Annotated in this window: 20 protein-coding genes and 1 pseudogene; 8 read left to right on the forward strand and 13 right to left on the reverse strand. The window is 52.2% G+C overall.

Annotated features, from left to right (window positions below; translation table 11 throughout):
- Window positions 1–733: 733 nt before the first annotated feature.
- Together D5085_09055 and D5085_09060 are read left to right on the forward strand one after the other, a co-directional pair.
- Window positions 734–997: a hypothetical protein gene (locus D5085_09055; protein ID QEP43252.1), complete on the forward strand. Its 264-nt coding sequence runs from the start codon at window positions 734–736 to the stop codon at window positions 995–997.
- 396 nt (window positions 998–1,393) lie between these two features.
- Window positions 1,394–1,759, forward strand: a complete 366-nt coding sequence (locus tag D5085_09060) for a type II toxin-antitoxin system VapC family toxin (GenBank protein QEP43253.1) — start codon at window positions 1,394–1,396, stop codon at window positions 1,757–1,759.
- Between the two features lie 230 nt (window positions 1,760–1,989).
- On the opposite strand, the pseudogene D5085_09065 reads toward D5085_09060, so the two are convergent.
- Window positions 1,990–2,652, reverse strand: a pseudogene (locus D5085_09065) (transposase).
- Window positions 2,653–2,697: 45 nt separating this feature from the next.
- Window positions 2,698–3,060: a hypothetical protein gene (locus D5085_09070; protein QEP43254.1), complete on the reverse strand. Its 363-nt coding sequence runs from the start codon at window positions 3,058–3,060 to the stop codon at window positions 2,698–2,700.
- A 5-nt stretch (window positions 3,061–3,065) separates the two neighbouring features.
- On the opposite strand from D5085_09070, the gene D5085_09075 reads away from it, so the two are divergent.
- Window positions 3,066–3,470: a hypothetical protein gene (locus D5085_09075; protein ID QEP43255.1), complete on the forward strand. Its 405-nt coding sequence runs from the start codon at window positions 3,066–3,068 to the stop codon at window positions 3,468–3,470.
- Window positions 3,467–4,516, forward strand: a complete 1,050-nt coding sequence (locus D5085_09080; GenBank protein QEP43256.1) for an IS3 family transposase — start codon at window positions 3,467–3,469, stop codon at window positions 4,514–4,516. Before D5085_09075 ends, D5085_09080 begins: the two co-directional genes overlap by 4 nt.
- Window positions 4,517–4,823: 307 nt before the next feature.
- On the opposite strand, the gene D5085_09085 is transcribed toward D5085_09080, so the two are convergent.
- Complete coding sequence (locus tag D5085_09085; protein QEP43257.1) at window positions 4,824–5,048, reverse strand: hypothetical protein; 225 nt, start codon at window positions 5,046–5,048, stop codon at window positions 4,824–4,826.
- Window positions 5,049–5,328: 280 nt separating this feature from the next.
- Between D5085_09085 and D5085_09090 the strand changes: the two genes are divergently transcribed.
- From D5085_09090 to D5085_09100, 3 genes are read left to right on the forward strand one after another with little or no spacing between them, the layout of a single operon-like run.
- The gene (locus D5085_09090) at window positions 5,329–7,923 is read left to right on the forward strand and encodes a hypothetical protein (GenBank protein QEP43258.1); all 2,595 of its coding nucleotides are present in this window, start codon (window positions 5,329–5,331) and stop codon (window positions 7,921–7,923) included.
- Entirely contained in the window at window positions 7,913–8,452 is a 540-nt protein-coding gene (locus D5085_09095; GenBank protein ID QEP43259.1) for an NADP oxidoreductase, read from the forward strand. Before D5085_09090 ends, D5085_09095 begins: the two co-directional genes overlap by 11 nt.
- A 28-nt stretch (window positions 8,453–8,480) precedes the next feature.
- Window positions 8,481–9,926, forward strand: coding sequence for a Ni/Fe hydrogenase subunit alpha (locus tag D5085_09100; protein QEP43260.1), 1,446 nt, complete (start codon window positions 8,481–8,483; stop codon window positions 9,924–9,926).
- On the opposite strand, the gene D5085_09105 is transcribed toward D5085_09100, so the two are convergent.
- The 10 genes from D5085_09105 to D5085_09150 form a co-directional block, all read right to left on the reverse strand.
- Window positions 9,877–10,995, reverse strand: a complete 1,119-nt coding sequence (locus D5085_09105) for an undecaprenyl-phosphate alpha-N-acetylglucosaminyl 1-phosphate transferase (protein ID QEP43261.1) — start codon at window positions 10,993–10,995, stop codon at window positions 9,877–9,879. The genes D5085_09100 and D5085_09105 overlap by 50 nt on opposite strands.
- Before the next feature lie 12 nt (window positions 10,996–11,007).
- Window positions 11,008–11,748, reverse strand: a complete 741-nt coding sequence (locus D5085_09110; GenBank protein QEP43262.1) for a mechanosensitive ion channel family protein — start codon at window positions 11,746–11,748, stop codon at window positions 11,008–11,010.
- On the reverse strand, window positions 11,749–13,341 hold the full coding sequence (locus tag D5085_09115; GenBank protein QEP43263.1) for a hypothetical protein: 1,593 nt from the start codon (window positions 13,339–13,341) through the stop codon (window positions 11,749–11,751).
- Window positions 13,322–13,684: a transcriptional regulator gene (locus tag D5085_09120; GenBank protein ID QEP43264.1), complete on the reverse strand. Its 363-nt coding sequence runs from the start codon at window positions 13,682–13,684 to the stop codon at window positions 13,322–13,324. The genes D5085_09115 and D5085_09120 overlap by 20 nt, the downstream gene beginning before the upstream one ends.
- Before the next feature lie 16 nt (window positions 13,685–13,700).
- The gene (locus D5085_09125) at window positions 13,701–14,429 is read right to left on the reverse strand and encodes a hypothetical protein (GenBank protein QEP43265.1); all 729 of its coding nucleotides are present in this window, start codon (window positions 14,427–14,429) and stop codon (window positions 13,701–13,703) included.
- Window positions 14,330–15,820, reverse strand: coding sequence for a 4-hydroxy-3-polyprenylbenzoate decarboxylase (locus D5085_09130; GenBank protein QEP43266.1), 1,491 nt, complete (start codon window positions 15,818–15,820; stop codon window positions 14,330–14,332). Before D5085_09130 ends, D5085_09125 begins: the two co-directional genes overlap by 100 nt.
- Window positions 15,821–15,880: 60 nt before the next feature.
- Window positions 15,881–16,486 carry a peroxiredoxin gene (locus D5085_09135; GenBank protein QEP43267.1) on the reverse strand — a complete coding sequence of 202 codons (606 nt, stop codon included), beginning with the start codon at window positions 16,484–16,486 and terminating at the stop codon, window positions 15,881–15,883.
- A 77-nt stretch (window positions 16,487–16,563) separates the two neighbouring features.
- Window positions 16,564–17,415: a polyphosphate kinase 2 gene (gene ppk2, locus D5085_09140; protein QEP43268.1), complete on the reverse strand. Its 852-nt coding sequence runs from the start codon at window positions 17,413–17,415 to the stop codon at window positions 16,564–16,566.
- Window positions 17,416–17,480: 65 nt separating this feature from the next.
- On the reverse strand, window positions 17,481–19,514 hold the full coding sequence (locus D5085_09145; GenBank protein QEP43269.1) for a methyl-accepting chemotaxis protein: 2,034 nt from the start codon (window positions 19,512–19,514) through the stop codon (window positions 17,481–17,483).
- A 124-nt stretch (window positions 19,515–19,638) separates the two neighbouring features.
- Entirely contained in the window at window positions 19,639–20,229 is a 591-nt protein-coding gene (locus tag D5085_09150; GenBank protein ID QEP43270.1) for a CBS domain-containing protein, read from the reverse strand.
- 237 nt (window positions 20,230–20,466) lie between these two features.
- Here D5085_09150 and D5085_09155 point away from each other — a divergent pair, with 237 nt between their 5' ends.
- The gene (locus D5085_09155; protein ID QEP43271.1) at window positions 20,467–22,059 is read left to right on the forward strand and encodes a PAS domain S-box protein; all 1,593 of its coding nucleotides are present in this window, start codon (window positions 20,467–20,469) and stop codon (window positions 22,057–22,059) included.

Consider the following 22,059-nt stretch of genomic DNA (forward strand, 5'->3'; position numbering starts at 1 on the left):
CCATACCTGATCGACGGGGAAGATAACCCGTTTTCTGTTTATCCTGCCAAATGGAAGGATCACTCGTTAGGAAATCGCTGTTTTCGACTGGATTCAGGGAGGTTAATGAGGGTCTGTTGGGAAGATATACGGATCTGTTTAATAACTTGTTATGCCTGTCAGTTTTTTAGCTGTCGATAGCACGCTGTTGATTTCTGCTTGAATGGTTTTTCGGGGTTTTAGCCCAGGGGTTATGCTTAACAATTTCGGATGATCAAGTACTAAAAGGAAAATACATGTCAAATCGTAATGAAGGAATGCAAATCATGTGGAAGAGTGACCCAACATACTCAGCCAAGCACTTCTCATCTTCTGCATCTTGTATTGACAGTGTTCACAGCCGGGTTCTGGGTTATTCTTTGGATATTAACAGCAATAAGTAACTCAAGTCAGGCGCAATGCACTGTATGTGGAAGAACTAAAGGACTATTTGGTTAAAATTTAGTTATGTATAGCTTTCCAGATAAATATTCTGGTAAAAACACTGTTCATACCCTCATTTTTCCTAGTAGTCATTCCAAAATGTTTTTCTGGAAAGCTATAGTTTCGACGATTGGTAGGATTGGCTTTTTGGCATAACTTGTTGCTCAAGGCCGACCACCTGCCGTCGGGCTTTTTTGGTTTAGTTTTGGGCTAAGTGCCGGTGGGTGTCGTCTTAGCTCGGGCGTTAGCACACATATATAGAGGCTAAATTATGAAAGAGAAATTAATATTAATATTTTTTGCGTTTTTTGTTGCTTTTACAACTCAATACGGTCTAAAAGAAATCGAAAACATGGAGATTATTTCTTTTGCTCACGCAGGTGATGGCAAGTGTTATTCCTCATTTGAAAATAATCAATATACTCATGATAAGGAGCTTAATAAAGCTTATAACAAAGGTTATAAAATTGTTGCTGCTAACATGGCTATTTATGATACTGAAGCTCAACCTCACTTCTATTTTGTTGCCTGCTGAACCGTTTGTTGGACGAGTCCGGGGTAATTGGAAAGACTTTATTAAGAAGATGGCTTTTTTGCCTTTCGCTAGTTTCCACGCGCCTTGGCGTGGGAATCAGTTCGTAGGCTGAGTTGTAGCTTGCGGAACCCCAGTTTTTCAGGCACAAGTTAATTAGAAGGATAAAATGACAATGCAAATTGAATTACCAGAACCTCAAGCTGAAATATTGCGACAATATTGTCATAAAGTAAACATCAGTGAAGCAGAGGTTATACGTCAAGCTTTAGTTCAATTTTTATCAACAAAAGTAAAATCTCAACGTAAATTATCTGAGCATGCTGCTTTTGGATGTTGGCGTAATAAACAACAAGATGGCTTAACATATCAATACCATTTACGAGATGAATGGTCATCATGAATATTGCGGTATTTGATACTAATATTGTCATTGATGCTTTAAATGGTACTAATAAAGCAGATGTGGAATATCAACGTTATCAACAAGTTTATATAAGCCTAATTACTTGGATGGAAGTTATGGTTGGTACGGACGAAAATGATACTTTAACCGAAAATTTTTTACAGGATTACTTTATTACCTTACCGATTACCCAAGATGTTGCAGAAAAAGCGGTAATTATCCGCAAACAGCAAAAAATTAAATTGCCAGATGCAATAATTAAGGCTACTGCACAAGCACATAATGCATTATTGGTTACACGTAATACTCGTGATTTTCCAGAAAATTCTGAAGGCATACGAATTCCTTATCAATTATAAAATAACGACGATTAAAACCTAACAAAACCATCCACTTGACCGTTTTTCGCTACGCTCCAAACGGCAAATGATGGTAATTGTTATGTGCTGAAAACAGGAAATAGAGAATGAAAGCAAACGAAACTAAAATAGAAGACTTTTTATCTTCAAATAAAACTCAATTTATAATTCCTGTATATCGAGGAATTATGATTGAGAATTACGGTAACACTTTACCAATTACACTAATTTTAACTGTCCATCCCCTTACTCTGTGATGGCGGGCGATCACGCTTGCCCGGTCTCAATGAGCAACCCAATGTCTTTTCAAGTTTCGCCAACGCTTGATCTCCCATCAACGGGTACCCAATACTTTGCCCCTTTGCTAGGGCGGCTTCAAGTTCTGCATTCGCCGGCATGTCGAGAAATTCATCAAGTCGTTCGACCCGATCTAAAAGCGGCTTGACGACGACTAAGCCATTATCCTTTCCCCTAAAGTGGGTAAAAGTACTGGATCACTTCCAATCTACGGCAGTGGCCGAAAGCTTTGCTTTAACAGGGTTCATTGCGACATAGCGAAAGGCGGCCATCAAGTGAGCTTCAGCCATGGCAACTGAGCCGAAGCGCCCCTGAAACAGATGACCTGTAACGTGAAGTCTTGCATTGATATAGGCGCTGTAACGACGATGCGTTTCCCTCACAGCCCGAGACAATCCGGTTTCGTCTGACGGTACCAGAATCAGGTGTGTATGGTTCGGCATCAAACAATAGGGCCAAACCATCACGGCTGCTGCCAGCCAATCTTTGTAGAGCGCGTGGTTGTTCTCTTCAAAGAACACTTTCTGACGCCGGTTGCCCCGCTGAGTCACATGATGCGGAACACCGGGCACGATGATTCTTGGAAGTCTTGCCATGTCGCGATATTACCGGACGAGATAATTAGTGTAAATGGTAAGGTGTCACCGTAATTTCCGTAATTTACCGTAATTTCCCAAATAGCAAGTGGCGACCAGAGAGAGAATGACATCGGCGACAGCGGCTCCGCCGAGCGTTCTGAAGAAGAGGCTGTTACGCCGTCCCCGAATCACCAGCTTGAGCATACTCTCCATCCGGTTATTATCGATTTGTGCCCTCTCAATGCGGCAAAATCCGGTCAACTTATTGTAGTGGTTGAGCAGATAGCGGATCGCTTTGCCTAGCGGACTGTTTTCCTCGACATCGCCACTCTCAATCTGCGCCTCGCCCCCCCTGAGTGTCAAGATACCCTGAGACCACCCCTGATGAGAAATGAATGTAGAATCAGGGGGGGCAACAGAGGAGATACACGATGCCCAAAGATACTACCGTTTTACCCTCCAACGAGGTTACCGACCCCGATGAAGAGAAGCGCTCCTACCGCAAATTTAGTGAGGAAGAGAAGCTTCGGATCCTAGCAGAAGCAGAGCAGTGCAAGGAGCCGGGTCAGCTAGGCGAGCTGCTGCGCAAAGAGCAGATCTACAGCTCCCATCTGACCAAATGGCGCCGACAACTGCAAGCACAGGGGCAGGCTGGCCTGAAAGGGAAACAGAGTGGTCGCAAACCGAGCCTAGACAAGCGAGATAAGGAGATAGAGCGTTTAAAGAAGGAAATTCAGCGTCTTAGCCAACGGTTACAGCAGACCGAAGGGGTGATTGCGCTCCAAAAAAAAGCCTTCAGCTTATTGGAGCAGATGAACACAGAGATAAGCTTATGAGATTAGTTGAAAAAGAGTGCCCCAGTTCGGTGAGCATAAGAGCCGCTTGCGATAGCCTAGCGCTCTCGCGTGCAGGCTACTACCGCCGACAGGCTCCGGTTGTCTCCCCCCGAGCGAGCCTTCCAAGACCCGTCGCAGCCAATGCGCTGAGTGAGGCAGAGAGGCAAGCCGTTCTGGGGCTTTTGAACAGCGAACGATTCTATGACCAACCTCCGGCAGAGATCTATGCTAGCCTGCTGGATGAAGGGAAATATTACTGTTCAATCAGTACGATGTATCGGATCCTTCGTGCTAATCAACAGACGGGAGAGCGGCGAGCTCAAAAACCGGCCAAATCACACGCTATCCCCCGATTACGGGCGACCCGCCCGAATGATGTTTGGACATGGGATATCACTAAGCTTCCCACCACAGAGCAGGGTAACTTCTTGAATCTCTATGTGGTGATGGATCTCTACAGCCGTTTTATTGTGGCTTGGATGGTCTCAAGGAAGGAGAATAGTGAGCTCTCCAAGCTGTTAATCAGTGACGCAGCGGCTCGCTATCGGGTCGCGCTCAGTGGCTTAACACTGCATCAGGATAGAGGTGTGCCGATGACCGCCAGAGGCTATCTCGACTTGATGGCCGAACTGGGGATCACCTGCTCCCACAGCCGTCCACGAGTCAGTAACGACAATCCGTTTAGCGAGAGTCAATTTAAAACACTCAAGCAACAACCCGATTATCCTCAACGATTGACAGGAGTTGACCATGCCAGAATATGGTTTAGTGACTATGTTGACTGGTACTGTTTCCACCACCACCATCGAGGGATTGCGTGGTTCACTCCAGAGCAGGTATTTACCGGTCGTTACAAGGAGGTTAGCGAGCAGCGTGAACAGGCGCTGAAGCAGGCCTATCAGCAGCATCCGAAACGCTTTATTCATGGTGAGCCCAAGGTTAAGCAACCCCCTACTGAGGTATGGATTAACCCCGCTCTACCGGAGGAGGGGGTGGGGTCGCTGGAGGTCAACTATCCAACCCTGAATAGAGCGAAGGAGAGATGAGTGACGGTGCCGCTAGTGGGTCTATCGTCGATGGCTTTAGCCGGTTGTGGTGGCTGAATGACAGAGCGTTATCCATAGCCCGCCCCCCGGAGACCCCCTTATTATCGTAGGGGGGCGGGCTGTGGGTAACGCGGTGCAGGAGGGAGGTTCCTAGATTAGGGGTTGCAGTTCGCCTTGCAGCTCCCCCTTGCTGAAGGGCTTGGCTCTTGCGGCAAAGGGCCATGAGGGTCATGTTCGCTCCTTGTTGCGTCATGACTCAACATAGGCGAAATTTACCGGTGAGGGCAGTGGCAATCACCGGCTAGATTTAGAGCTTTATTTTTTTAACAACTGGTCTCAAATTGCTTGACAGCTTCCGCCCCACTGTTTCAGGCTTCAGAATCGTGCCCTGATTCAAAATCCGGTTGGGTGTGTCATCCAGATTGAAGTGGGGCGCATCAGCAGTCAGTTGTTTGAGTGCCTTAAATACCACGAAGCCATCATTGGCGACAGACTCGGTTTGGTCATAGAGTGACGACGCAGTCAGTGGCACCCCTAATATCTGCTGCAGCGTCTGCCGCCATCTTGCTGAAAATCGTCTGTAGGGGTCGCGGTAAAGTAGGTGCCACAGCTATTGCAGCGCAGCTACTCGAAAATATGTTCGACCGCACTTAAAGGGGGCTCGCCCTGAATCCGTATGTAAATGGTAAAGTGTCACCGTAATTCCCAATTCCCATATTAGTGAGTTATTTTATTATAAACTACTGAATTTTAATGATTATTTTTTTAGATTTCGTTGCGTTGTGGCTGCAATTGAGCTATACCTATCGCTAATGGGGGCGTTTTTTAGGGGGAAATCTATGTTACAGCGACTGGTTGCATTGCAGCAGCGCGACGGTTATATCTCCAAAGGTGCCGCAGCGGCGCTGGCGCAGCAGCTTGATATCAGCATCGCCGAGATCGATGCGGTTATCGACTTCTACGACTTTTTGCATCATGACTATCGCGGTCAGTTTGAGATTCGCTTTAGCGATAATATTACCGATCAGTTTGCCGGTAGCCGAGAGTTGATGGCGCAGCTATGCCAGCGATTGGGTGTCGAGGTGGGGAGGGTGCGTGGCGATGGGCGGGTGTTGGTCGATACCACCTCCTGTACCGGCATGAGTGATCAGGGGCCGGCGCTACTGGTCAATGGCTTCGCGATAGCTCGTTTGAACTCAATGCGTATTGAGCGTGTGGCCGAGCTAATTGAGCAGGGTACTGAGTTATCAACATGGCCGGCAGAGCTATTCGATATTCAGACAAACATTCGTCGTACCGATAGTCAGTTGCAATCCCCTCTGCCTGAGGGAGCCGCACTGACCGCGTTACAGCAGCAGGGAGGGGAGGCGCTGTTGGCCGATATTGAGGCCTCAGGCGTTCGTGGCCGCGGCGGGGCTGGGTTTCCTACCGGTCGTAAGTGGCGCTACTGTCGTCAGAGTGAGGCGCTAGAGCGGATCGTGGTCTGTAATGCCGATGAGGGGGAGCCGGGAACTTTTAAAGATAGGGTGTTACTGCAGCGCTATGCTGCGGATGTGATTGAGGGGATGACGCTCGCTGGGGCGATTGTCGGCGCTAGGCGAGGTTTTATCTATCTGCGGGGGGAGTACCGCTTTTTACTCTCCCCTTTAGAGTCGCTGTTAATGAAGAGACGAGCTGCCGGGTTACTAGGCGAATCGATTTTAGGCGATTTAAACTGGCGGTTTGAGATTGAGATCCACCTCGGAGCCGGTGCCTATATCTGTGGCGAGGAGTCGGCACTGATTGAGTCGCTGGAGGGGAAGCGGGGTATTCCGCGTAAGCGGCCACCCTTTCCGGTGAGCGCCGGTTATCGGGGGTTGCCGACGGTGGTGAATAATGTGGAGACCTTTTTTGCCGCCGCCCGTATTGCTCACTATGGGAGTGAGTGGTTTCGTCGTCGCGGCTCTAGCCACTCTACCGGAACTAAATTGCTAAGCATCAGTGGTGATTGTGAGCTGCCTGGTCTCTATGAGTATCCGTTCGGTGTCTCCATCGCCCAGGTCTTGGCCGATTGCGGCGCGACCGAGGTGCAGGCGGTACAGATAGCCGGTGCTGCTGGGCAGACGCTCGCACCGATCGAGTTTGAGCGGGCGATCGATTGTGAGGATGCCTCCACCGGTGGTTCGTTGATGATCTTTAATCGCCAGCGCGATATGGTGCAGGTCGCGCGTAACTTTAGCCACTTTTTTGCCCACGAGAGCTGTGGTTTCTGTACTCCTTGCCGTGTCGGCACCGCGCTGCTACGGGATGGTATCGATAAGCTCGAACGGGGTGAGGCTAGCTGTCACGATCTACGGCAGCTAGATCAAATCGCTACGCTGTTACATAAGGGGAGCCACTGCGGTCTAGGGCAGACAGCGGCTAATCCGGTGCTCGATCTACTCAATAACTTCCCTGCAAGTTATCAGCAGCGGCTGCGAGCTAGTGACTATGAGCCGGCTTTTAATCTACAGGCGGCACTGTCGGAGTCGGGGCGACTACGGCATCAGCCGCCACCTCCGATTGCGACGACGCTCAGTGCCGAGGGTGGTTGCTGGATTGAGGCGCGTTCGCTGCCGCCGATTCGGATCGATAGCGCTGTGGTGGAGACGGTAACTGACTCGTCGGGGGCGGATTCGGTGACCTCGTTTAATCAGGGTGAGGGGCGCTTTACCCTCGATGGTGAGGCGGTACCCTTTCGGGCCGGGGAGACGATTATGGCCGCAGCGGCGCGGGCGGGGCACTATATTCCCCACCTCTGCTACCACCCCGACCTCCCGGCTAGTGGTAGTTGTCGCCTCTGCCTAGTGAAGATGGATGGCCGAGTCGTGAGTAGCTGTACCCAGCCGGCACTCAACGGTGCGGTAGTCGAACATCGTAGTGGCGACATGATGGCTTGGCGGCGTCAACTGCTACAGCTACTCTTTGTCGAGGGGAACCACTACTGTCCCGGCTGTGAGCAGAGTGGTCGTTGTCAACTGCAGGCGGTCGCCTATAGTGTGGGGATGATCTCTTCGAGCTACCCCCACTTCTACCCGCGACGACTGCTCGACGCTAGCCACCCCGATGTGGTTCTCGACTTTAACCGCTGTATTTTGTGTGGTCTCTGCGTGGCGGCGAGTCGTGAGCTAGATCATAAACGGCTGTTTACTCTGCGCGGACGCGGGATAGCTACCCGTGTGGCGATCAACTCTGAGAGCGGGCAGCTAGCCGAGAGTGGCTTTGAGATAAGCGATCGCGCAGCTCAACTCTGTCCGGTTGGGGTCTTTTTGGAGCGCCATCGCGGTTACGATACGCCGATAGGGGAGCGGCTTTACGATAGGGAGCCGATTGCGATGGTGGGCGATATCGCGCCATTTAGAGCGCGGGAGGTGCGCTATGAGTCGTAAAACGAAAGTGGCTACCGCTTCACTGTGTGGCTGTTTTGGCTGCCATATGTCGCTGCTCGATATCGATGAGCGGATTTTCGATCTGGTCGAATTGATTGAGCTAGAGCGATCGCCGTTAAACGATCTGAAAGAGGTTAGCGAAGTCGATGTGGTGCTTATTGAGGGTGGCGTGGCTAATAGTGATAATGTTGAGCTACTGCTACAGTTTCGGGCTAAGAGTCAGATTTTAGTTGCTGTCGGAGCGTGTGCGATTAATGGCGGTATTCCGGCGATGCGTAATCAGTTCAGTGTCAGTGAGTCTCTGCAAGAGTCCTATCTCAATGGCCTTGGTGTGACTGAGGGGCAGATTCCGGACGATGATGAGATCCCGTGGCTACTCAATCAGGTACACCCTCTGCATGAGGTGGTGCGGGTCGATTACGCGCTGCCAGGCTGTCCGCCCGGAGGGGAGACGCTCTGGCGCTTTTTAAGTGCGCTACTTCGGGGGGAGCCGATCATACTCCCCTATACCCAGCTACACTACGATTAAAGACTCAATTGCGGAGAGGGGGATAGGTATGTCGGTAACTAAAAAACGGACTGTTATTGAGCCGTTAACCCGAGTCGAAGGGCACGGTAAGGTGACGCTATGGCAGGATGAGCAGAACCAAATTACTCAGGTGCGGCTCCATATCGTTGAGTTTCGTGGCTTTGAGAAGTTTATTCAGGGGCGACCCTACTGGGAGCTGCCGGTGTTGGTGCAGCGGCTCTGTGGCATCTGCCCTGTCAGCCACCATTTAGCGGCCGCGAAAGCGTGCGATCAACTGATTGGTGTGACAGAACTGCCGCCGACCGCGATCCAGCTTCGCCGCTTAATGCACTTCGGTCAGGTGCTGCAGTCGCATGCGCTACACTTTTTTCATCTCGCCTCGCCCGATCTGCTCTTTGGGTTTGAGGATGCGATCAGACACCGAAATATTGTGGGGGTGATTAACGACCATCCCGAATTGGCGCGACGCGGCGTACTGCTGCGCAAATTTGGGCAAGAGATTATCCGTCTGACCTCAGGGAGACGGGTGCACGGTACCGGTGCGGTGCCCGGTGGCGTTAATCGTAACCTCTCTGTTGAGGATAGGGCGTCGTTATTGTCGCAGTGTGGCGAGATAATCGACTGGGCAGAGCAGGCGGTGGCACTAATAGCCGATATCTACCGTTCGGAGCTAGCGTATCAGCGCGACTTTGCGACGATTGATACCACGATGTTGAGTCTGATTGGCGCACACGGCGAGCTGGAGCTCTATGACGGTAAACTACGCATTCGCCAAGCCGATGGTTCGCTGCTGCACGATCAATATCGGGTTGAGGCGTATCCACAACTGCTGCGGGAGCAGGTGAAGTCGTGGAGCTATATGAAGTTTCCCTACTTAGCCGAGCTGGGGCCGGAGCGTGGTTGGTATCGAGTTGGACCGCTAGCACGGCTCAATAACTGTCACACCATTACCACCCCGCTCGCCGAAGCGGCCAGAGTGGCGTTTATGGCGCAGCGAAGTGGGGTGCTACAGCAGGCGACGCTGGCGACCCACTGGGCTAGACTCATCGAACTACTCCATTGCGCCGAGTCGATTGCCGAGCTGCTGCAAGATGATCTACTCTCCCAGCACACTTTACGCACCGAGGTGCAGCAGATGCAGCTAGAGGGGTTTGGCGTGATTGAGGCGCCTAGAGGGACACTCATTCACCACTACCAGATCGATGAGCAGGGGTTGGTCACTCGCGCCAATCTCATCGTCTCGACCACCCATAACAATCAGGCGATGAACGAGTCGATTCGTCAAGTCGCTAACCGCTATCTACAGGGTCAGCAGCTCACCGAGCCGCTGTTAAATCGGATTGAGGTGGCGATTCGCGCCTATGATCCCTGCCTCTCTTGTGCTACCCATGCGCTAGGCAAAATGCCGCTGCTAGTCGAGCTAGTTAATCGTGACGGCGAGCAGGTGTCGAGCTGTTATCGGGGCGGGGGTTAGAGCGGTGCAGTAGCCGTCTGATCGTCTTTAAGACCACCCATGCGTGGGTAATTGTTAACAGATAGAGGCCAAACAGGGCTAAAAAGGTGATCAATAGCAGCCACTCAGGCAGACCGTAGTAGTAGGCGCTGCTACCAAAGGTAGCCAACAGAATCGCAATCGCGCTAATAATAAGCAGCGTCTGGGGCGGAGTAAACCCGGCCCGAAGAAAGAGGTGGTGCAAGTGCTCTCTATCGGGCAGAAAGGGGGATTGCCCCTTAAGCAGTCGGCGAATCATAATCGCAACCGTATCGATAAGCGGTACCGCAAAGAGCCACAGCGCGACCACCGGCGGGATTAGCCGCTGCTCCCCCTGTGTCGCCTCAATGAGAAACCAAGCGAGAGCGAAACCGAGAAACATACTCCCCGCATCGCCCAAAAATATCTTATCGCGGCTAAAGAGGTTAAACCATAAGAAGCCGATAATCGTGCCGCTGATAATGAGCGCTTCGATGTGCACCGTACCGTTCATTAGAGCAAGTAGCTGAATCGCTATGAGGGTGACCAAGGCAAGAGAGCCGGCCAGACCATCGATGCCATCGACCATGTTGAGGGCGTTAATCACGCCGATAACGGCGATAACACTAAAGGGGGCGGCCCAGATGGCCAGAGTAACGGGGGTATCGGTACCCAATAGCAGACCGAGATCGTAGAGCACTACGCCAGCCATTGAGGTCATAATAATGCCGGCGAGAATTTGGAACAGAAAGCGAACTTTAACTGAAATCTCATGGTGATCATCTAGCACACCGATAGTAATTAACAGCGAACCGGCGAGAATAAAGCCGCGAATTGTGTTTAAATCGGCGTGAAATAGCAGCACTGAGAGCGAAAAGGCGATATAGATCGCAATCCCCCCAATGAGCGGAATATTGCCGCTATGAGTTTTACGACCGGCGGGGATATCCACTAGGCCGATATGGAGCGCAAAGGGGCGAATTAGGCGCACCGCCGCAGCGGTAAGGATAACGCTGCTTAGCCAAATTATAAGTTCAAAAGGCACTAATGGCTCCTTAAAGGATAACACGATCGATAACGGCGGCTATTCTACCCCAACTTTATGCCCAAGCGGTAAGAGTGCACTCTCGCTCTGCGCTGTTCGAATGTGGATATCGCGCTGCGGAAAGGGGATCTCTACCCCTGCCTCTTTAAAACGGCGGTAGATTTCGAAGTAGATATCGCTCATGAGTAGCAGGCGGGTATCGATATCCTCGACAAAAAAGCGCAGCTCCATATTTAGCGCACTATCGCCAAAGCCGATAAACAGCACTTGCGGTGGTGCGGTTGAGCCGTCGCGTATCACCTCAGGGCGGTTAGCGATAATATCTAGCAGAATCTGCTTAACCTGCTCGACATCGCTGCCGTAGGCGACTCCTACCGGAATCTTCACCCGCGCACGAAGATCTTTTAACATCCAGTTAGTCACCTGTCCCGAAATCAGTTCCGAATTAGGCACAATCACATCGGCACGATCAAAAGTACGAATGAGGGTGGAGCGAATGTTAATATTCTGTACCGTCCCCTCGGTACCGTTGACAATCACCCAGTCACCACGCCGAATCGGGCGCTCAAATAGCAGAATGAGCCCTGAGACAAAGTTATTGACAATATTTTGCAGCCCAAAGCCGATACCCACTGAGAGAGCACCGGCAATAAGGGCCAAATTGGTCAGATCGACTCCGGCTAGACTTAGGGCGATTAGAATCGCCAAAGTGCCGCCAATATAGCCGCTAATGGCAACAATGGAGTTACGAGCACCACTATCGATACGGGAGCGGCGCAGCTAGTTCTCCTCTAGTTGGCGCTTAAACCAAGCGATAGCCGAGAGCAGAATTGCCAGCACTCCGATAGCGATCAAAATGCGTCCTGGCACGATAGTCACACTGCCGAGGGTAAAGCCGTCGCTAAGATAGCTAAAGAGCTTCGCCTGCTCTGAGTGGGAGATCTGCCAAATCTGTAGCAGCAAGAAGGCGACAAAGAGCCACAGCAGCAGATTGAGTCCTAGACGAAACCAGAATAACCCCGGTAGCCATGTATCGGTACCGATGTCGAGTCGCTGCTGTAGCTGCTGTTGCCAGCGGTAGCGACTGTTTTCCAAGCCGTCGATAAAGTCGCTGATAAGATAGCTGCCGAGCCACCCTAATGCCGTTAGCGCAAGTGAGGCACTCATTCCCAACAGCATATAGCTACTAAGGTGGCGATAGCCGACAATTTCGGCACTAGCGGTGCCGATGAGAACCAAGATAGTCGCCATGCGAATAAGCCCTGGGCCACTGCGAGCTTTGAGGGAGAAGATAAGCCAGACTAGCCAGATTAATCCAGTAATGAGAGTGATGGCCATGGCGATACGAACACTCACCTCAAGTAGCTCCGGTACCGGCACTTGATAGGGGAGAAACAGCAGCCCGGCCCAGAGCGCCACAATCACTCCGGTTAGATGGAGTGCTCGCCCTAAATTAGTGACTGAACGGGTGGGGAAGGGAAGATAACCGGAGAGCGGTGGTAGGGGCGTGAGCAGGGTATGAATCGTCGTTAGCAGTATAAAATAGCCTAAAATCACCCCGTTAAGGCCGGCGAGCGGCAGCCACTTTGGCTCCAGATAGCTTAAGGTGAGCCAGAACAGAAACCAACCGAGAAAGAGCAGTAGCGGTAGGCGGTAGCGGCTGAGTGCGAGTGTGAGCGCCTCTCGTCCCCGCTGGGTTAGCGTTGCTGTGTCGGCATCGAGAGGCGGGGGGTGAGGGCGTGAGCGCCAGTATAGATAGAGCAGTAGCGCTAACAGGGAGAGGGCTGTGAGGGTCGCGGTGGCCGTTATCGAGAGCTCATCGAGCCGTAGCTGCTGCCACTGAATCGGCTGTGCTAGCAGATAGTGGCGTAGCTGGCTGATCTGCTCTAGGGTGAGCAGCTCAAAGATATTGGCCTGGCGCTGTAGCAGGGTCTCGGTCTGATTTTCGTTCAGCCACGCTTCACTCTGCTGCTGTATCGTTTCGCTCTTGACTAGGATTAGGCGACAGCCGGTGAGCCGCTGTTCCACACTCTTCTGGCGCCGTTCTAGATCGCGTCTGGCGCGACGCAGAGTCAGCTCCTCATCGACGCTAGCGCTGCCTAGTAGCGTTAAATCGGCCTCTATCTGCTGTTGTTGGGTGCTATGTTGACTCACGCAGTCGGTGGCTTGGCGGCGAATGGTCTCGCTCTCCTGCCAGAGTCGGGTAAAGTTCTCTGGCGTCTTAGGAGCCGACTGAAGCTGCTGTTCGAGCTGATTGAGCTCGCTATAGAGCTGTTCGAAGTTAAGCTCAGTGTTAGCTAGGATCGCGCCGCTGCTAGCGCTGAGGAGCAGCAGTAGCCAATAGCACAAAAAGTTAACTCTCGCCGGTGGCATTACACTCTCCCGGTAGCATCATGAGCTGCTGAATGAGCAGGCGATCGGCGTTAAACGGCTCTAGCGAGCCGATGTCACGGGTGGCGGTATTGACAATAGTGGTTACCCAGTTCGGTAACTCAGGATTGAGTTGATACTGATGGCAGTTTCGATCCTGATGGCAGATGAGGAGCTGCTCTGACTGCAGCGCCTCCAGTAAGAGCCTCAGCTCATCTCCATCGGTCGTGTGTATAATCTGCTGTAGGTGGCAAAAGCAGACCGGTTCCCCATCAACCATGAGGGCTAGTATGCGCAGCTTCTCTTGGTTAGTTAGGGTGGCAAAGAGTGCTTCAGTGGTAAACACGGCGAACCTCCTTAGGTTAAATTTTGGCACCGGGCAGGCTGTCACGACTGCCGAGCCAGTCGATAACAGGACGCCACTCGCGCCAGTCGTTGCCGGCATCACGCGCCTTTAACTCAAAAATAGAGAGGCCATTGTCGGCGGCACGAATATAGTTTTGGCTATCTCGTAGCGCCGTTAGGTAGGGGATATCGAGCATTCGCAGATACTTTTGCAGTGCGGTAAAGCCGTGGGTTCGCTGTTTAATTCGGTTGGCGATAACGGCCACCTTCACCCGCTCTTTAAGCACCCGTCGTTGCTCTAGCAGCAGCTCAATAAAGTGGTTAGCGGCTCGAATATCGATAGCCGATGGCAAGACTGGCACCAGGATGGTGTGGGCTAATTTAAGATAACTGCCTAGCGCCTCATCGGCGATGGCGGCAGGGGTGTCGATGAGCATAATCCCCCTCTGCTTAGGTAGATCGAGGGTGAGTGGGTTGGCACTGACCCCCTCAATCGTCGGGAGTGTCTCGGGGCGAAGGGCGAGCCACTCGCTAGCGCTCTGTTGTGGATCGAGATCGGCTAGCACCACCTGTTGGCGAAATTTGCTGCAGTAGCCGGCCAGATTGGTCGCGATCGAGCTCTTGCCGCAGCCCCCTTTAGGATTCATTACAACGATTCGGCGCATAGGGTATCCAGATTGAGTTGTTGCCACAGGGTATCGATTCGTTGACGAACTTTGGCATCCATCTGAATCGGGGTACCCCATTCGCGTTGGGTCTCGCCGGGCCACTTATGGGTCGCATCGAGCCCCATTTTGGAGCCGAGCCCCGATACCGGCGAAGCGAAGTCGAGGTAGTCGATAGGGGTATTGTCGATGAGAGTCGTATCGCGCAGGGGATCCATACGGGTGGTCATCGCCCAGATGACATCGCGCCATTGACGAATATCGATATCGTCATCGACCACAATCACAAATTTAGTGTACATAAATTGGCGTAAAAAAGACCAAATTCCGAGCATCACCCGTTTGGCGTGGCCGGGGTACTGCTTATTGATGCTCACGACCGCTAGCCGATAGGAGCACCCCTCAGGAGGGAGATAGAAGTCGTGAATTTCGGGAAACTGTTTTTGCAGAATCGGTACAAACACCTCATTGAGCGCCACCCCTAGCATCGCCGGCTCATCGGGAGGGCGACCGGTATAGGTCGAGTGGTAGATGGGATTGTCTCGTAGAGTGATGCGTTCAATGGTCATTACCGGAAAGTGATCGGCTTCGTTATAGTAGCCGGTATGGTCGCCAAACGGCCCCTCTAGGGCCATATCATCAGGGTAGATAAACCCTTCGAGGACAATCTCCGCTGAGGCGGGAACCTGTAGTTGGCGATGGAGTCGGCTCGCTACTAGCTCGGTACGACTGCCGCGCAAAAGTCCGGCAAAGGCGTATTCCGAGAGGGTATCGGGAATCGGTGTCACCGCAGCTAACAGGGTGGCTGGATCGGCCCCTAAGACGGTGATAATAGGAAACGGCTCTCTAGGATGGCGCTGCTGCCACGCCTTAAAGTCGAGCGCTCCGCCACGATGGGAGAGCCAGCGCATAATGACTCGGTTACTATCGATAAGCTGCTGGCGATAGATGCCCATATTCTGTCGCGGTCGATCAGGACCACGAGTCACCACTAGTCCCCAAGTAATTAACGGGGCGGCATCGCCGGGCCAGCAGGTCTGAATCGGTAGTTTGGTCAGATCAATATCGCTACCGCTCCACTCAATCTGCTGGCAGGGGGCCTTTTTGACCGTTTTGGGTGCCATGGAGACGATCTTTTTGAGTAGCGGTAGGCTCTCCCAAGCCTCTCTTATCCCTTTGGGGGGATCGGGCTCTTTGAGGTAGGCGAGCGTTTTGCCAATGTCGCGTAACTGCTGTAGCGACTCAGCTCCCATGCCTAGAGCGACCCGCTCGGTCGTACCAAATAGGTTGGCTAACAGGGGGATATCGCTCTGTTTAGGATGGGTAAATAGCAGTGCTGGGCCACCTTTGCGTAGCACTCTGTCGGCGATGTCGGTTATCTCTAGCGCAGGATCGATGGGGATATCGATAGTGTGTAGTAGCTGGCGCTTTTTTAGCTGCGCCATAAAGTCACGCAGATCGCGGTATTGCATGGGACCCCCAAAAATAGAAAAAGCCGGTAAGAACCGGCTTTAATTATAGCAGAAGGAGAGCTAAAGTTTATCGGCATTTTCGGCCAGATAGGCAGCGACTCCTTCGCTGTCGGCTCGCATCCCCTTATCGCCCTTGTTCCAGCCGGCAGGGCAGACCTCGCCATGCTCTTCGGTAAATTGGAGGGCATCGATCATGCGTAACATTTCATCGATATTGCGCCCTAGCGGCAGATCATTAACCACTTGGTGGCGCACGACCCCCTCTTTATCGATTAGGAATGAACCACGGAAGGCGACCCCAGCCTCTGGATGCTCGACATCATAGGCTTGGCAAATGTCATGCTTAATATCGGCGACTAGGGGGTATTTGACCGCCCCGATACCGCCTTTATTAATCGCAGTATTGCGCCAGGCAAGGTGAGTGAAGTGGGAGTCGATAGAGACGCCGATAACCTCGACATTGCGCTGTTTGAACTCCTCAAGGCGGTGATCAAAGGCGATCAGTTCGGAGGGGCAGACAAAGGTAAAGTCGAGCGGATAGAAGAAGATAACCGCATAGTGGCCGGCGATGTGGCTAGCAAGATTGAAGCCTTCGTTAATAGACCCATCCCCCATTACGGTGGGGGCTGTAAAATCGGGGGCTTGACGACCTACAAGTACAGACACGATAGAACTCCTTTGGTGGGTAAAACCAGCACAGTTGTGGCGTTGTGAACGATTTTCAAGTCACGGCTGGTGAGCGGTTAGGGGTAAATTTCCGGAATAAAGGTCTGATCCGACATCGGTGGGCGGACATACCCCTCGTCTTGATTACGGTGGGGCAGCTCTATCGGCTCTGGAGTAAGATCTTCATAGGGGATCTGGTTTAAAAAGTGGGCGATGCAGTTGAGGCGGGCGTGCTTTTTAAGATCGGAGTTGACCACATACCACGGAGCCTGTTTGATATCGGTGTGGGCGAACATAACATCTTTGGCTCTGGAGTATTCGACCCAGCGCGAGCGAGATTCGAGATCCATCGGGCTTAGCTTCCACCGTTTATGGGGCTCGTTAAGCCGACTCTGGAAGCGGCGCTCCTGCTCCTCATCAGAGACCGAGAACCAATATTTGATTAAAATAATGCCTGAACGGACCAACATGCGCTCAAATTCGGGGCAGGAGCGCAGAAACTCGTTATACTCCTCTTCACTACAGAAGCCCATCACCTTCTCCACCCCTGCGCGGTTATACCAGCTACGGTCAAATAGCACGATCTCACCTGCGGCGGGCAGGTGGGGAACATAGCGCTGAAAGTACCACTGGGTCTTTTCGCGATCATTCGGAGCCGGCAGGGCGACCACGCGGGCGATGCGAGGATTCAGGTGTTGGGTAATTCGTTTAATCACCCCCCCCTTGCCCGCTGCATCGCGCCCCTCAAAGAGGGCTACGACTTTTAGGCCCCGAGTTTTGACCCACTCTTGCAGTTTGACTAGCTCTAGTTGTAGCCGGAACAGCTCCTCCTCGTAGTGCTTATTGGAGATCTTTTTCGACTTTGGCGCTTCAGTTTGCGTTTTAACGGTCTGTTTCGAGGGTTTATCTGCTTTGGCTTTTTTGGCCATGATGACATTCTCCTTGCGGTTTGGTTGCGTCACAATTATCTCACGGTAGGCTATCTATCCTGCCACTATACCCGAAAGTGCTCCACCTTGCTCTGTAACATCTTGCCTAGTTGCGAGAGTTGGTGGCCGGCATCGTGGGTGCGCTTGGCCCCATCGACAGTCTGATCGGCCATGGAGTTAATTGACTTAATCTGATCGGCTAGGTGATCAACTCGGTGCGATTGCGAGCTAATTGAGTCGTTAATTTGTGAGTTAATGTGACTGATCTTAGCGGTCATATCGGAGATGGTCTGTAGCGCTTCAGAGACCTGTTCGACCACCTCGGCACTATTTTTGGCTTGGTTAACCGCTTTGTCGATGGCAATGACCGCCCCTTCGGTCTCCTGCTGTAAGTTTGCGATCATCCCTTCGATCTCTCCGGTTGACTCTTGGGTGCGGGTCGCTAGGGTACGCACCTCATCGGCCACAACCGCAAAACCGCGTCCGTGTTCACCCGCACGGGCAGCCTCAATCGCCGCATTGAGCGCTAATAGATTGGTCTGTTGCGAGATGGCCTTAATCACATCAAGAACATTGGAGATGGAGCTCGACTCCTGCTGTACTCTGTCTATGACCCTAGCGACCGACTGTACCTCTTGCGCGAGGTTATTCATATTTTCGCGAGCGTTGCTAGCTAATCCTGAGCCTTGGTTGGCGCTCTCAAGGGCACTGCGGGTGGTGAGATCGGCCTCGCTGCTGGTGCGGGAGATTTCGTCAAAGACGACATTAAAGGCATTGACCTCAGCGGCGGCGGTATCGAGTCGCTGTTTCTGTTCATGGGTCGCTGAGGAGCAGGTCTCGGCGATAGAGACCGCCTCAACCGCCGCTTGGCTGATTCTACCGGTGACGAGGGTAAACTCGGCGATGGTCTCCTGTAGTCGCTCTGCCATGTGGTTAAAGTAGTTGGCTATCTGCTGGCACTCCCCTTGATGGCGGCTCACCATTCGGTAGGTTAGGTTCCCGCCGACGAGCTCATTGACGCTATGGCTAACCGAGCCGATGAGTTGAAAGATGGAGCTGCCAGCGAGATAGCCACTTAGAACGGTAATGACAAGGCTGATAGCGGCTAGGATGAGCAAAATTTGGCCCATTCCACTGAGGCTCTCTGTCACCGCCTCTGAGCTCTGCCGCTGTCGCTGGTTACTGTCGGCCACTAGCGCATCGATGGTGTCGCTTAGCTGTTGCAGGGCGGGATTTAGCTCATCGGTAATAATCGCTGCATCAGCGCGCCACTTCTCCCCACCATGGATGGTGCGTAGCTGCTCGGTCATCTTAAAAAAGTTCTCTAGTTTTGCCTCGATCTGGGTTAGATTCTCAATCTGTTCGCTATCGAGATGCTCGGCGCTATCGAGCATGGAGGCGACTCCGCCTACCATCATCTGCTCAAACATCTTTAGGTTGATAAACAGGTTTTCGTTCCGAAAAGCGAGATAGCCGCGAATGGTGCTAGCGACATTGACCCAAATAAAGCGCATCTCCTGTAGCGTATTGACAAGCTCCATCTGAATTAGATGGTTATCAATCGACTCCTCGCTCTCAAAGTCGGTGTACTCATCGGCCATTTCACGCCCGATATCGAGTGTTAGGCTGATTAAGCTGTGAATGTGATCCACCTCAGGGGTCAGCTTTTGTAGAGCGAACTGCTGACCGGGGTAGTTGCGGGTTGCGTCAATCGCAAGTGGAATCAGCCGCCCATAGATGGCATAGAGCTGCTGTAGCTGCGGTTTAAGCGTTGTTAGATCGACACGGTCGTTGGAACGGTCAAGGTCGTTTAGCGCCTGATCTATCTGCTGCTGACCCTGTTTGAAGCGCTGCAGATTATCGGGCACCTTGTCGAGCAGATAGGTCATTAGGATACTGTTAGTGGCGATGAGCTCATATTTCAGCGCCTGGAGCTGATTATTGCCCACATTGACCTCTAGCAGAGTATCGACTTGGCCGGAGACATTATCGACCCGACTCAACGAGACGGCGATCATAATGGCGATAATGGCAATAATTAGCCCAAAACCGAGCCGAATCGTTGCCTTAACTGAGAGTTGTGAGAGTAGCCGTTTCATCGTAGTTTTCCTTTGGTGTGTGGCTGCATACTCAAGTATGCAGTCCCGATTTAGTTATCTGCTGCTATCTCAGCTATGCTACTGGATGGCGATAGTCTGGTGGCTAATCTGCCGCGAGAGGCGATTAGTTCAGAAAGGCCTCAAGTTCGGCAAAGATGGCCATAGGATCCTTAGCGCGGTAATCGAGCCCTAACTGGGCGCTAATCTGTTTGGTGGAGAAGATGCCGCGAACTTGCTGTTTGCCCTCCTCATCGGTCTCAACCACAATCGCGTGTTGGCGATAGGCGAGCTTCATGGTGTCGATAATATCGCCCACGCGAGCCATGGTGACCCGTTTCATCTCTAATGCCTGTAGCTTGTTCTGCTCGGTCATGATGTCGCGCAAAAAGATCTCGTCGCGGTTACCGCCCCCCCGCTCTTGCAGGTAGAGCATCGGCCGCTCTCCCTGTAGATCGGTTAAGGTTACGACCCCGAGGATATGGTTCGCTTGATCGACCACTAATAGCATGCGTACACCGGTAGCTATCATCCGCTTCTCTGCCGCTTCAAGCGTAGCGCAAGGCCCCATGGTGATAGCGGCGACTTTGGTAAAGTCGGTCATGACATCGGTGGCGGGGCTATCGGCGGTGACATTGTCGGGTAGGATTTGGGGCGGGCGCAAAAAGGTGACTTCGTCATCTAGTGGGACATAGTTTAAGGGTTGGTAGTTGGCCATTTCTCTCTCCTTTGGGGACGGTATTTAAGTTCTAATCTGCAGCGACGATTCAAGTTCCGGCAGACAGTTGTCGATTAATAATGGACACCGTTAACCGATTCTGTCAATAGTTTGGTGAAGAGTTTGATTAAGAACTTGGTGGCGAAAGGTGTTTGGGGGGCATTGGCCGCTGTTCTTTGCCAAAATAGTGGCGTTATAATGGAGACTGTAATTTTTTAAGCAGGAGCGTGATGACTGATGAAAAAAAATCTGCCCGTCACCCATCGGGAGCAGCACTTTTCCGGTGGTGACAATATCTTTTCGACCACCAATTTGAAGGGGGCGATTAGCTATGTCAACGAAGATTTTATTCGCGTTAGCGGTTTTGAGGCGTCGGAGCTACTCGGCAAAAACCACAATGTGGTGCGCCACCCCGAGATGCCGCCAGAGGCGTTCAAAAATCTGTGGGATGAGGTCAAACAGGGCCACTCATGGATGGGAATGGTTAAAAATCGTTGCAAAAATGGGGATCACTACTGGGTCGATGCCTTCGTTACCCCCATCAGTCATCAGGGGCAGACAGAGGAGTATCAGTCGGTGCGGCGCAAGCCGAGAGCGGAGTTTGTGCAGCGGGCAGAGGCGCTCTATGCTGAGCTTTTGGCCGGTAAGCAGCCGGCAAAGATCAAAAATAGCTGGCTAGGTCTTCGCGGCAAGATGATCGGGGCGGCGGTGAGCGCCTCGCTGCTAGTCTTTGTGGTGCTACTGCTCTTTAGCGAGATGGCGTGGATAGAGGGCCTCTTAGGGTGGGTAGCTATGTCGCTACTCTCAAGTGCGATTATCCTCTACTTTTTACGACCGCTTGAGCTGATTGTCGCTAGGGCGCGTGCGGTGGCCAATGATCCGCTCGCTCGCTACATCTATACCGGCCGTAATGACGATATCGGTATGGTGCTACTTGCGTTTAAAAAGTTGGAGTCAGAGAGCGCCGGTATCATCGGTAGGCTGGCTGATGCCTCATCGCTGTTAAATAGAAACGCCACCGATCTGCATACCAATCTGAACCAGACTAATCAGGGGGTGCAGCAGCAGTATGCTGAGACTGATCAGGTGGCGACGGCTATCAATCAGATGACGGTCAGTATTCAGGAGGTGGCCCATAACGCACAGCTAACATCAGGTGCAGCGATTGCTGCTAATGAGAAGGCCGCTGACGGTATGAAAATTGTTCAAGCAACGATGCAAACGATTGAGTCGCTAGAGCAGGGGGTCGAGCAGGCGGCGAGGGTGATGCAGGTCGTCGAAAAAAATAGTGGTGAAATTAGCACCATTGTCGATGTGATTCAGAGTATTTCAGAACAGACTAATCTGTTAGCGCTCAATGCGGCGATTGAGGCGGCTCGCGCCGGTGAGCACGGACGCGGTTTTGCGGTTGTGGCCGATGAGGTGCGGGGGTTAGCCAATCGCACCAATCAGGCGACACAGGAGATTCAGGCGATGATTGAGAAGCTACAAAGCGGTACTCGCGAAGCGGTTGTGGTGATGCATAACAGTAAAGAGCAGGCCGGTTTAAGCGTACAGCAGTCCACTGAGGCGGTCGCCTCGTTAAATGATATTACCGCAGGGATTGGTCAGATAACCGATATGAGCGCCCAAATTGCCACCGCCGTTGAGCAGCAGCGCACCGTGGCCGATGAGATTAACCACAGCATTGTGACGATTCGAGGCGTGGCGGAACAGACGATGGAGCGGGCTAATATCAGCCTCGCCTCTAGTATTAGCGTGCGCGATTTGGCGGGGAATCTTAGTCATCTCTCTGAGGAGTTCTGGACGCGGCGAATTCAGGTTAGCTAA

The sequence above is a fragment of the Ectothiorhodospiraceae bacterium BW-2 genome, assembly GCA_008375315.1.
Lineage (GTDB): Bacteria > Pseudomonadota > Gammaproteobacteria > Thiohalomonadales > Thiohalomonadaceae > BW-2.